Genomic DNA, 11,630 nt, shown 5'->3' with positions numbered 1-11,630 from the left:
CCCGCCATGGTGTTCAGCTATAAATTGGTAGCGGGAAGATGTTTTTGCTTTCTTTTCCTGCATTGTTATAGATTTGCTGTTACTCTTCAACATCATCGCCGTCATCGATGTTCAGGCTCAGGTCGTCATCCTCATCATGGTTCAAGCCTACGTCATCGTCTTCATAAATCTCTTCTTCGGGATCCGGATCGGGGATCAGTTTAATTTGAGTTTCCATAGCTTGTGTTTTTAACCTTGTAAAGAGACAACAACTTTTTTGCTCAAGTGTTTGGCAATTAAATATTTTGCGCTATCTTTGCAGTCCCTAAAATTTAGGGGGAATAAATAATTGTTTAACAAATTAAATACAAGCAAGTGAATACGTTAAGTTACAAAACTGTCTCTGCCAATGCAAAAACTGTTAACAAACAGTGGGTTGTTGTGGATGCTGAAGGCGAGATTTTGGGGCGCTTGTCATCGAAGATCGCTATGATCATCCGTGGTAAAAACAAGCCTGAGTACACCCCACACGTAGACTGCGGAGATAACGTCATCGTTATTAATGCAGAAAAGATTAAGTTGACCGGAAATAAATTTGCGGAGAAGATCTATACTTCTTACACAGGTTATCCAGGTGGTCAGCGTTTCATTTCTCCAAAAGAGTTAATGGCTAAACATCCTAAGCGTGTTATCGAAAAAGCAGTACGCGGTATGTTACCTAAAACTAAACTTGGTGCTAAATTATACACCAATCTTTATGTTTATGCAGGTACAGAACATCCTCATGCAGCACAATCACCAAAAACCATTAAACTTTAATTAAAGAAGAAATGTCAGTTACAAATACTTCAGGAAGAAGAAAAACTGCTGTTGCCCGTATCTACTTAAAAGAAGGCAATGGTACTATTACCGTAAATGGTAAAGATCATAAAGTATATTTCCCAACGTTACCTTTGCAATACATCGTTAACCAGTCATTCGAAGTTTCTGAATTGGTTGGTCAGTATGATGTAAACGTAAACGTATCTGGTGGTGGTATCAAAGGTCAGGCAGAGGCTGTTCGTTTGGCTATCGCTAAGGCTATCGTAGAATTAGATGCTGAGAAAAAACCGGCATTGCGCGCTAAAGGGTTAATGACCCGTGATATGCGTATGGTTGAACGTAAGAAACCAGGACGTAAGAAAGCACGTAAGAAATTCCAATTCAGTAAACGTTAATCTTAAGGAGACAAAACAATGGCAAGAACTACATATCAAGACTTATTGGATGCAGGTGTACACTTTGGTCACCTTACCCGTAAATGGAACCCAAAAATGGCGCCTTACATATTCATGGAGCGCAATGGTATCCACATTATAGATTTAAATAAAACTTTAACTAAAACTGAAGAAGCTGCTTCGGCGATCAAACAGATTGTAAAATCAGGTCGTAAGATCTTATTTGTAGCGACTAAGAAACAAGCTAAAGAAATCGTTGCTGAGCAAGCTAAAAAAGTAAACATGCCTTTCGTAACTGAGCGTTGGTTGGGTGGTATGCTGACTAACTTTGCTACTGTGCGCAAGTCGATCAAGAAGATGGCCAACATCGACAAGATGACTAAAGACGGAACTTATTCGATCCTTTCTAAGAAAGAGCGTTTGATGATCCAGCGTGAGCGTATCAAATTGGAAAGCTTACTGGGCGGTATCGCGGATTTAAACCGCTTACCTGCTGCGATCTTTTTAATTGATGTTAAGAAAGAGCACATCGCTGTTAGCGAAGCGTTGAAATTGAACATTCCAACTTTTGCAATGGTTGATACCAACTCTGATCCTTCAAACATCGATTTCCCGATCCCTGCGAATGATGATGCTACTAAATCTATCTCTTTAATCTGTGATGTAATCATCAAAGCGATTGAAGAAGGTTTGGATGAACGCAAACGTGAAAAAGACGAGGAAACTGAAAAAGAAGCTGTAGCTGCTAAAGCTGCTGCTGATGCTCCTGAAGCTGCGGCTCCTGGTTCAAGAAGGAAAAAAGTTGAAGCCGAGGCTGATGCTGACTCCACTGAAGAAGGTACAAGCGAAGAAGCATAAATAATAAAATAATTTGGGTTGTATGGTGCGTTGCAGGGTTCTACTTACAACAATACTATACAACCCATAATTTTTAAATCATAACTTAAAAAAGAAAACTAAGATGTCAGTACAAATTACTGCTGCAGATGTAAATAAATTACGCCAACAGACCGGTGCCGGTATGATGGACTGCAAAAAAGCATTGGTAGAAGCAAACGGAGATTTTGAAGCAGCCGTTGATTATTTACGTAAAAAAGGTGCTAAAGTAGCAGCTTCACGTCAGGACCGTGATTCTAATGAGGGTGTTGTGATTGCTAAAGCTACTGCTGACGGCAAACGTGGTGTGGTTGTTGAATTGAACTGCGAAACTGACTTTGTGGCTAAAAATGCTGATTTCGTAGCTTTGGCTAACAAATTTACTGACCTGGCTATCGATAAGAACCCTGCTTCCCTGGAAGAACTTTTGTCTTTGGATATCGACGGTCATAAAGTTTCTGACCTGATCATTGAGAACACTGGTAAGATCGGTGAGAAGATCGGCATCTCTAAATTTGAAACTGTTTCTGGTGAGAAAGTTATTCCTTATATCCACGGTAACTACCGTTTAGGTGTATTGGTTGCTTTAAACCAGGCTGTTGCCGGTGCTGAAGAAGCGGGTAGAGATGTGGCTATGCAAATTGCTGCAATGAACCCTGTTGCTTTGGACAAAGCTGATGTTGATGCGTCTACTATCGAGCGTGAAACTGAAATAGCTAAAGAAGTAATCCGTGCGGAAGGCAAACCAGAAGAAATGGTGGAAAAGATCGCTGCTGGTAAATTGAACAAATTCTACAAAGACAGTACTTTATTGAACCAGGAGTTTGTGAAAGATTCATCTAAAGATGTTCGTAAATTCTTAAATGATACTGCTGCAGGTCTTACTGTAACTTCATTTAAACGTGTACAATTGGGCGCTTAATACTGCTGCTTAATACAATATTGGAAAAGGCTCCCGATTTATCGGGAGCCTTTTTTGTTTATATTTGTACCTATGATCGCAATAACAAACAGTAAATTTTTTGATGGTGATGTGCTGGTCACTGACCATACTGTATTTATAGAAAATGGTAAAATTGCCAGGATCAGTCAGGATGTGATGCTGGGAGGCTGCAAAGTAATTGATGCGGAAGGCGGATACCTGAATTCCGGTTTCATTGACCTGCAGATCTATGGCAGCGGAGGAAAATTGTTTTCAGCATATCCTGAAGCGGAAACACTAAAGCAAATGGACCTGGACCTGGTCAGCAAAGGAACGACTGGTTTCCTGGCCTGCGTGGCCACAAATACACCTGAAATTGTATGGGAGTCCATTACTGCAGCAAAAGCATACCGCACAGAAGCAGTCGGCTTTTTGGGCTTGCACCTGGAAGGACCTTATCTGAATGCCAAACGCAGAGGAGCGCATATTGCGGAATACATCCGTAAGGCTCAGTTGGATGAAGTGAAAAGACTGATGGAGCATGCGGACGGAGTAGTGAAAATGATGACCGTTGCTGCAGAGCTGCAGGATGACGAGGTAATCAGTTATTTGCTGGATCAGGGTGTGATATTGTCGCTTGGCCATAGCGATGCCAATTATACGGAGGCCACTGCAGCCTATGATAAAGGCTTTAAGACCACGACACATTTGTTTAACGCGATGCCTTCGATCCATCACCGAGCGCCGAATCTTCCCGCTGCTGTTTATAACCATCATGCTGCAATGGCCAGCATTATAGCGGACGGCAGTCATGTTGATTTTGCTATGGTAAAGATCAGTCAGAAGGTAATGGGCGAGCGTCTGTTCTTAATCACTGATGCGGTTACCGAATGTAATATTGGCCCTTACCAGCACCAGCTTTCCGGAGATAAGTTCATCACTCCTGACGGAACATTATCCGGTTCTAATATCACCTTATTGCAGGCTGTACAAAATTGTGTGGAGCACTGTGGGATTTCACTAGCGGATGCGCTGAAAATGGCCTCACTGTATCCTGCGAGACTAATAAACACTCACGGACAGACCGGCGATATCATTGTCGGCAACAGTGCGGATCTGATCCTGATTTCTGAGGATCTGAAACTGAAACGGGTCTTTGCACGAGGGCAGGAATATTAATTCTGACGTACGCTTTAACCAGAGAGAACAATAAATTGCATTTATTTGCAATTTTATCTAAGTTTGAGGCCATGAAATATAAACGGATCCTGCTCAAATTAAGTGGCGAATCGCTGATGGGCGAGAAGCAATATGGTATTGATAATGAGGTAGTAAGGCAATATGCCGAAGACATCAAAGCAGTACATGACGAAGGACTTCAAATTGCAATTGTTATAGGCGGCGGGAATATTTTCAGAGGTTTAAGTGCTGAGAAATCGGGAATGGACCGTGCGCAGGCCGACTATATGGGCATGCTGGCCACCGTGATCAACAGCATGGCTTTGCAGGATGCGTTGGAAAAAGTGGGCCTTAAAACCAGGTTGCTGACCGCGATAAAAATGGAACAGATCTGTGAACCCTTTATCAGAAGAAGGGCTGTGCGCCACCTGGAAAAAGGCCGGGTAGTTATTTTCGGCGCTGGTACCGGCAACCCTTATTTTACTACAGATTCAGCTGCAGCTTTGCGTGCTATTGAAATAAAAGCGGATGTGGTGCTAAAAGGAACTCGTGTAGATGGAATCTACACCGCTGACCCGGAGAAAGACCCGACAGCTACCAAATATTCTGAAATCTCATTCAAAGAGGTCTATGCTAAAGGACTGAACGTAATGGACATGACTGCCTTTACCCTTTGCGAAGAGAACAAGTTGCCGATCATCGTGTTTGACATGAACAAATCCGGTAACTTCATGAAGATTGCCGGAGGTGACGAGATTGGAACGCTGGTAAGATAAAAACTGATTCTAAATTTTATATCTGTTATAAATTTAAATGTTATGAATGACCTCATAAAGAAACAACTGCAAGATGCACAGGTGTCCATGGATAAGGCAATTTTACATTGCGAGTCTGAACTGACCAAAATCCGTGCTGGAAAAGCATCAGCAGGAATGCTTGATGGAATCGTGGTTGATTATTATGGAAGTGCAACTGCGCTGAGCCAGGTGGCCAGTATAAATACGCCTGATGCCCGTACACTGATCGTCCAGCCCTGGGAGAAAAACATGCTGGTACCTATTGAGCGTGCGATCATGGAAGCAAATATTGGCATCAACCCTCAGAATGACGGTATAATGATCAGACTGGTGGTTCCGCCATTGACCGAAGAACGCAGAAAAGATCTGGTAAAAAAGGTGAAAGAAGAGGCTGAAAGAGGCCGCATTACCGTACGTAATATCCGCAAGGATGCCAATGAGAAGATTAAAAAACTGAAAGGCGAAAGTGTTTCCGATGATGAGATCAAAACCGGAGAGGCGGAAGTTCAAAAGATCACCGACGCTTACATTATCAAGGTAGATAAGCACGCTGAACTGAAAGAAAAGGACATCATGACGGTATAACGCCGGGTTTATAATCTATAAGTAATTTAAAGGGAATGAGGTAAATGCTTCATTCCCTTTATTTATTTTTGCGAATCTTAACCACAACATCATGAATTTACTGCTACAATATTTAAAAGCACATAAGTGGATTGTCGTCCTGGCGCTGGTACTTGCGGCATTTAACATAGGGTTCTCTCTGATGGATCCGTACTTCACCGGTAAAATAGTCGACGGTTTTATAGAAAGGAAGGATGACCTCAACAGAACTGAGTATGTATGGGGTGTGCTTGGCCTTGTTGGCCTGGCCATAGGCGCGGCTATGGTTTCCCGGATCGCCAAAAACTTTCAGGATTACTTTACCAATATCATTGTACAAAAGGTCGGTGCGCGTATGTATGCCGATGGCTTAAAACATTCTTTGGAATTGCCATACCAGGTCTTTGAGGACCAGAGAAGCGGTGAGACATTGGGTATTTTGCAAAAAGTACGGCTCGACAGCGAGAAGTTTATCACTGCGTTCATCAGCATTCTTTTTGTGAGCCTGATCGGTATGGTCTTCGTGATCGTGTATTCACTGGCGGTGAGTTATAAGGTGACCTTGATTTATGCGGCCTCGATTCCGATCATTAGCTTTCTGAGCTGGTACCTGAGCCGCAAGATTAAAACGATACAGCGCTCTATTGTCGCTGAAACGACTGCGCTCGCAGGCTCTACGACAGAATCTCTGCGTAATATAGAACTGGTAAAAAGTTTGGGCCTTGCCAGTCAGGAGATCGAGCGCTTAAATAAAACGACCTATAAGATACTGGGGCTGGAGCTGCGAAAAGTAAAGTATGTGCGCAGCATGAGCTTTGTGCAGGGCACAACAGTGAACCTGGTAAGAAGCACAATGGTTGTGGTATTGCTGATCCTTATCTTTGAGAATACGATCTCGCCGGGACAGTACTTTTCCTTCCTGTTCTACTCCTTTTTCCTGTTCGGTCCTTTGCAGGAGCTGGGCAATGTGATCCTCGCCTGGAGGGAAGCAGAGGTGTCGCTTGGTAATTTCAGGAATATTCTGAACACCCCGGTTGATAAAAAACCGTTGAACCCGGTTATTCTTGAAAAGATAGATACACTGGCTTTTTCTAATGTAAGCTTTAAACACCTGAGCGGCAGGACCAATGCACTGAACCACATTACTTTTTCTATGAACAATGGGGAAACGATCGCTTTTGTAGGACCTTCCGGTTCGGGTAAAACTACTTTGGTGAAATTACTGGTCGGTCTTTATCAGCCTGTTGAGGGCGAAGTGCTTTACAACAGAACTTCGGGAAAAGACATTGATCTGGACCGGTTGAGGGAGAAGATCGGCTTTGTAACCCAGGATACCCAGTTGTTTTCGGGTACGATCAGGGAAAACCTGCAATTTGTGAAACCGGGTGCAGGTGATGAAGACTGTTTGCGGGTATTGCAGCAGGCGGCCTGTCAGAACCTGATGGCGAGAGCCGACCAGGGTCTGGATACGGTCATCGGAGAAGGCGGAGTGAAAGTTTCGGGTGGGGAAAAACAAAGGCTATCCATTGCCAGGGCATTATTGCGCCGTCCGGACATTTTAGTTTTTGATGAGGCCACATCTTCACTGGATTCATTGACAGAGGAAGAGATCACCGCAACCATCAGGGACGTGTCTGTGCTGACCAGTCACATTACCATTCTGATTGCCCACCGTTTGTCGACCATCAAACATGCTGACAGGATCTATGTGCTCGAAAGAGGAAATATCATTGAGCAGGGCAGGCATACAGATCTCCTTGAAGAGAAGGGTTTATATTATGCCATGTGGAGACAGCAGATCGGTGAACGTGTGGAAGAGGAAGTAGTTAGCTAAAATTAACGTTTTTGCTCATTGATCTCCTGCAGGCTCAGTTTGATCAGGCTTTTGGTTTTGAGGTAAGTAATGCCTGCGACCAGGATGGTCATGCCACCTCCGAATACCACTGCAGGTACGGTTCTCATGAGTTTAGCGGTAAGACCCGATTCAAAGGCCCCGATCTCATTGGAGGAACCAATGAACATGGTGTTGACCGCCGATACCCGGCCGCGCATTTCATCGGGTGTAAGCAGCTGCATAATGGTAGAACGGATGATCACGCTTACACTGTCGAAGGCTCCTTCCATAAACAGGAAGGCAAGGGTCAGGTAGAAATTTTTGGACAGGCCGAAGCAGATGATGCTGGTTCCAAACCCGGTTACAGCGATGAGCAGGTTTCTCCAGGGCCTGTTCATTGGCGATATGACCGTCATGCTCAGCATGGTCACCACGGCGCCGGTCGAAGCTGCTGCACGCATTAGCCCCAGACCTTCTGATCCCACTTTCAGGATGTCATTGGCAAATACAGGAAGCAGGGCAACTGCGCCGCCGAAGAACACGGAAAAGAGGTCCAGGCTCATGGCACCGAGCATCATTTTATTTTTAAATACAAACTGTACGCCTTCTGTCAGGCTCTTTACAATGCTTTCTTTTGGAATGAAGGTGGGCGGATGGGATTTTAGAAAAAATATACAGACCAGTGAAATGAATACAAAAGCGATGATCACATAGTAGGTGACGGTGATGCCATAATAACCATAGATGATGCCACCGGCTGCCGGACCAAGAATGGATGCCGCCTGCCAGCTGGAACTGTTCCAGGTGCTGGAATTGGGGTAGAGTTTTTTAGGAACGATCTGCGCCATGAGCGAAAATATCGCCGGACTAAAGAACCCTCTGGCCATCCCTATTCCAAAGATCATCAAATACATGATGGGGATGATATAGCTGGTCGGCACATAAGCATGCATGCTTTCGGTTGTGACGATGAGCATGATCACGGTACAGAGAAATACACCGGAAAAGATCTTCAGCAGCAATCCCCTCTTTTCTGATTTATCGGCTACATAACCTCCGTAAAGTGCTATGCTGATTGCCGGAATGGCTTCGCAAAGCCCGACAAGGCCCAAAGCCAGCGGATCTTTGGTGAGGTGGTAAATGTGAAAGCCGATAATGACGGCCTGCATTTGATAAGCAAATGTGAAGAAGAAACGCATGCCAAGATAAGATCTGAATTCTCTGTATAGCAAGGCTGCGTAAAAAGGTATTTTTGGCTCTATAATGTCTGAGTTTTCCAACAGGAAAGATTTTGCACAAAGGTAGGTTTTTGCGCAAAGAAATTTTAGACCTGAAAAGGCTTAGTATTACATAATCTTGTCATAAAATGACAAATAAGCACTGCGCATATCTTCTGCCTGGTTGATGGCTGAAGAGACGGCTATGCCAAAAACACCTGTTTGCAGGAGCTCATCTATGTCGTTGATGGTAACCCCGCCAACAGCCAGGACGGGCAGGTCGATGTGTGTTTGCTGAAGCTGCTGCATGGCTTTGCGGTAACCTTCGATGCCAAGATGCTCAAAGTAGTTGGGCTTGGTGTCTGTATGGGAAAAAGGCCCAAAACCCGCGTAGTCCGCTCCTTCCTGTGCGAGTCTGATCAGGCCTTCAGTGGTGTTGGCTGAACCGCCAATGGTACAGGCTTCGCCCAGCAGCCCTCTCAGCTTGATGAAGTCTGCATCCATATCCTCGATGTGAAATCCCTGTATGTCGGCCTTGCCGTTGAGGTGCACATGATCTGTGACGATAAGGGTTGCCCCCCAGTCGTCACAGATCTCTGCAATGGTGTTGATATCTTGCAGGAGTTCATCGTCATTTTTGGTCAGACAGCGGTACTGAACCCACTTGGCCCCGGCTTCGCAGACAATTTGTGCCTGTTGTACATGGCTCAACTGCTCAATGTCGTGTGTGATGAAATGTAGCTTTTCGATGAACTTCTTCATTGGAATTAAAACTTCAGGTTGAGCGAAAGTAAGAAATTAGTTCCCGCCTGCGTAAAATAAAAATTCTCTGTAGTCGTGGCACCCTGATAGATAGAGCTGTAGGTATAGCCGTTGCTCTCGTATTTTTCATCGAGGATGTTATTGACCAGCAGGCCAATGTTGACGTTTTTGATTCCGCCTAGTTTGAAATCGTAGCCCAGTCTCAGGTTATTGACAAAGTAAGCATCCAGTTTCCTGCTGTCATTCTGGGTATTGTCCATAAACTGCTCGCTTACGTATTTGCTCTGCCATGCTGCTGCCAGACCTTTGAACGGTTTATAGACCAGTTCGCCAAATAAGACTGATGCTGGTGAGAATGCAATGTCAGGACTGGCGTAGGTGGTGGTCACCAGGCGGGTTACCTCAAAATTGTCATCATATTCGGGCACGTAATCTATGTAGTTTTTGATCTTGTTTTTGCTGAAGGCGGCATTGGCATTGATGATAAACTGAGGACTTATGGTATAAGAAGCATCCAGCTCAAGTCCTGCGCGGTAGCTTTTGTCAACATTTTGACGGTAGGCATCCGAATATTCATTGATCTCACCAGTGAAGATCAGCTGGTCTTTGTAGAACATGCCATAAACATTTGCCCCGGCGCTAAATCTGTCATTTTTAAAACGGTAACCCGCTTCCAGATCATTTAGCTTTTCTGCTTTTGGCACCGGTAGCCCTGTCTTTAAATTGGTAAAATCGTCCCGGTTGGGTTCTTTATTTGCCCTGCTGTAAGAAGCGTAGACATTGCTTTGCGCATTCAGGAATATCGTGGCCCCTATTTTAGGATTGAAGAAATTGTAGTTGTTGTCAAAGTCAAGCGGCTTCAGGTTTTTGTCCGTTCCGCTGATCTGGTAGCCCACATTCCGGTACTGGAGGTCTAGAAAGAGGCTCAGCTTTTCTACCGGGCTGTAGTTTACCTTGCCGTAGACGTTAAAATCATCTTTGCTTCCCTTGCCGTCATAGTAGTGGAAATCCTCGCTGATGGATGAGGCGAACTGCGCCCAGGTGATCTCACCAAAGTGCTTGCCACGGTATTCATTGTAGGCGCCGCCAAGTGTGAAACTCAGGTTAGATTTCGGCTGGTAATTGAACGCATAGGTCAAACCATAGAAATCATTGTCCAGCCAGCGGCGGCGGACAAGATCGCTCTCTTCGACCACGGTTTCGCCCACAGTCACATTAGCCAATCCGTATTTAGAAAATTTGTCCCCGGATTTAAATTCTTCAAAATATCCCTGCCCGTCTGTATAGTGCAATGCGGCGTTGAAAGAGAATTGTTCCGTAAACTGTCTGGCATACAATGCCTGGTAATGGTTCTGCCGATAATTGTCTGTCTGGTCTTTGTAAGTGAATGAATTGTAGGTTCTGCTGTTGGAGTTGAGCAGGTTTGCGGCATCGGCATCACTTAAATAGTTGCGGTCTATGAAAGCCTGCATACCTGCCAGATCTCCGTTTACCCTTGATTCAGGGATGCCGTTCCAGGCCTGGTAAGTCTTTTCTGTACCTGAAAAGACATTGATCCGGAGCAGGTCTTTTTTGCCATAATAAGCACCTGAAAGGAAATAAGATTTGAGGTCGGAAGCGGCGCGGTCTATAAAACCGTCTGATTTGACCCTCGAAAGACGTCCGTCAAAACTCCATTTGTTGTCGATCAGTCCGGTACCGACTTTGACCGTATTCTTTAAAGTATTGAATGAGCCGTAGCTGTTATTCAGCTCTGCATATGCATTTTCTGCAGGCGCAGAAGTCTGCAGGTTTAAACTTCCCCCAAAAGCACCTGCGCCATTGGTGGAGGTACCTACTCCCCGCTGGATCTGGATGTTGTCGGTAGAGGAGGCAAAGTCCGGCATGTTTACCCAAAAGATGCCCTGGCTTTCACTGTCATTGTACGGAATGCCGTTAATGGTGACGTTGACCCGGCTGGCATCGCTGCCCCTGATCCGGATGCCGGTATAACCCACGCCCGCCCCCGCATCTGAGGTTACTACAACACCAGGCGTGTTTTGGAGGATGAAGGGCAGGTCCTGGCCAAAGTTGTTGGCTTCGATCTCTTCTTTGCTGATGTTTTTATAGGTAGTGGCAGATTTTTCATTTGCCCTGGTGGCTTTTATGGTAATTTCATTCAGTTTGATTGTGGTATCTCTCCTGGATTTAACGTCAGGTTTGGTTTGCGCATTTAAGAAAGCAGGCGCAAGCAGCACAGCTAAG

12 protein-coding genes are annotated in these 11,630 nt (G+C 44.9%); 8 read left to right on the top strand and 4 right to left on the bottom strand.

Features of this window, described 5'->3' with window-relative positions; all coding sequences use genetic code 11:
* Positions 1 to 79 precede the first annotated feature (79 nt).
* Complete coding sequence (locus tag VK541_RS03620) at positions 80 to 217, bottom strand: hypothetical protein (protein ID WP_324367017.1); 138 nt, start codon at positions 215 to 217, stop codon at positions 80 to 82.
* Positions 218 to 354: 137 nt separating this feature from the next.
* Here VK541_RS03620 and rplM point away from each other — a divergent pair, with 137 nt between their 5' ends.
* The 8 genes from rplM (at position 355) to VK541_RS03580 (ending at position 7,407) form a co-directional block, all read left to right on the top strand.
* Positions 355 to 798: a 50S ribosomal protein L13 gene (gene rplM, locus VK541_RS03615; RefSeq protein WP_324367015.1), complete on the top strand. Its 444-nt coding sequence runs from the start codon at positions 355 to 357 to the stop codon at positions 796 to 798.
* An 11-nt stretch (positions 799 to 809) separates the two neighbouring features.
* Positions 810 to 1,196, top strand: a complete 387-nt coding sequence (rpsI, locus tag VK541_RS03610) for a 30S ribosomal protein S9 (protein ID WP_324367013.1) — start codon at positions 810 to 812, stop codon at positions 1,194 to 1,196.
* 18 nt (positions 1,197 to 1,214) lie between these two features.
* The gene (rpsB, locus tag VK541_RS03605) at positions 1,215 to 2,054 is read left to right on the top strand and encodes a 30S ribosomal protein S2 (protein WP_324367011.1); all 840 of its coding nucleotides are present in this window, start codon (positions 1,215 to 1,217) and stop codon (positions 2,052 to 2,054) included.
* Positions 2,055 to 2,157: 103 nt separating this feature from the next.
* The gene (gene tsf / locus VK541_RS03600) at positions 2,158 to 2,994 is read left to right on the top strand and encodes a translation elongation factor Ts (RefSeq protein ID WP_324367009.1); all 837 of its coding nucleotides are present in this window, start codon (positions 2,158 to 2,160) and stop codon (positions 2,992 to 2,994) included.
* Between the two features lie 72 nt (positions 2,995 to 3,066).
* On the top strand, positions 3,067 to 4,173 hold the full coding sequence (gene nagA, locus VK541_RS03595; protein WP_324367007.1) for an N-acetylglucosamine-6-phosphate deacetylase: 1,107 nt from the start codon (positions 3,067 to 3,069) through the stop codon (positions 4,171 to 4,173).
* Between the two features lie 71 nt (positions 4,174 to 4,244).
* On the top strand, positions 4,245 to 4,949 hold the full coding sequence (pyrH, locus tag VK541_RS03590; RefSeq protein ID WP_324367005.1) for a UMP kinase: 705 nt from the start codon (positions 4,245 to 4,247) through the stop codon (positions 4,947 to 4,949).
* 42 nt (positions 4,950 to 4,991) lie between these two features.
* Positions 4,992 to 5,555: a ribosome recycling factor gene (gene frr / locus VK541_RS03585; protein WP_324367003.1), complete on the top strand. Its 564-nt coding sequence runs from the start codon at positions 4,992 to 4,994 to the stop codon at positions 5,553 to 5,555.
* A gap of 91 nt (positions 5,556 to 5,646) precedes the next feature.
* Positions 5,647 to 7,407, top strand: a complete 1,761-nt coding sequence (locus VK541_RS03580) for an ABC transporter ATP-binding protein (protein ID WP_324367001.1) — start codon at positions 5,647 to 5,649, stop codon at positions 7,405 to 7,407.
* 2 nt (positions 7,408 to 7,409) lie between these two features.
* On the opposite strand, the gene VK541_RS03575 is transcribed toward VK541_RS03580, so the two are convergent.
* The 3 genes from VK541_RS03575 to VK541_RS03565 form a co-directional block, all read right to left on the bottom strand.
* Complete coding sequence (locus VK541_RS03575; RefSeq protein WP_324366999.1) at positions 7,410 to 8,687, bottom strand: MFS transporter; 1,278 nt, start codon at positions 8,685 to 8,687, stop codon at positions 7,410 to 7,412.
* Between the two features lie 66 nt (positions 8,688 to 8,753).
* Positions 8,754 to 9,386, bottom strand: a complete 633-nt coding sequence (locus VK541_RS03570) for a thiamine phosphate synthase (protein ID WP_324366997.1) — start codon at positions 9,384 to 9,386, stop codon at positions 8,754 to 8,756.
* A gap of 5 nt (positions 9,387 to 9,391) precedes the next feature.
* Positions 9,392 to 11,630: TonB-dependent receptor (locus VK541_RS03565; protein ID WP_324366995.1), on the bottom strand; the 2,239-nt coding region annotated here is incomplete at its 5' end.

Origin of the sequence: Pedobacter sp., from assembly GCF_035317785.1 — a bacterium.
Taxonomy (GTDB): domain Bacteria; phylum Bacteroidota; class Bacteroidia; order Sphingobacteriales; family Sphingobacteriaceae; genus Pedobacter.
The sequence above is the reverse complement of the archived record's forward strand: the minus strand, read 5'-3'. Positions and strand labels throughout refer to the sequence as shown.

Coding starts and splice junctions, on each gene's coding strand:
- tsf (WP_324367009.1), top strand. CDS start 2,158: ATGTCAGTACAAATTACTGCTGCAGATGTAAATAAATTACGCCAACAG.
- rpsB (WP_324367011.1), top strand. CDS start 1,215: ATGGCAAGAACTACATATCAAGACTTATTGGATGCAGGTGTACACTTT.
- pyrH (WP_324367005.1), top strand. CDS start 4,245: ATGAAATATAAACGGATCCTGCTCAAATTAAGTGGCGAATCGCTGATG.
- VK541_RS03580 (WP_324367001.1), top strand. CDS start 5,647: ATGAATTTACTGCTACAATATTTAAAAGCACATAAGTGGATTGTCGTC.
- rpsI (WP_324367013.1), top strand. CDS start 810: ATGTCAGTTACAAATACTTCAGGAAGAAGAAAAACTGCTGTTGCCCGT.
- VK541_RS03620 (WP_324367017.1), bottom strand. CDS start 217: ATGGAAACTCAAATTAAACTGATCCCCGATCCGGATCCCGAAGAAGAG.
- frr (WP_324367003.1), top strand. CDS start 4,992: ATGAATGACCTCATAAAGAAACAACTGCAAGATGCACAGGTGTCCATG.
- VK541_RS03570 (WP_324366997.1), bottom strand. CDS start 9,386: ATGAAGAAGTTCATCGAAAAGCTACATTTCATCACACACGACATTGAG.
- nagA (WP_324367007.1), top strand. CDS start 3,067: ATGATCGCAATAACAAACAGTAAATTTTTTGATGGTGATGTGCTGGTC.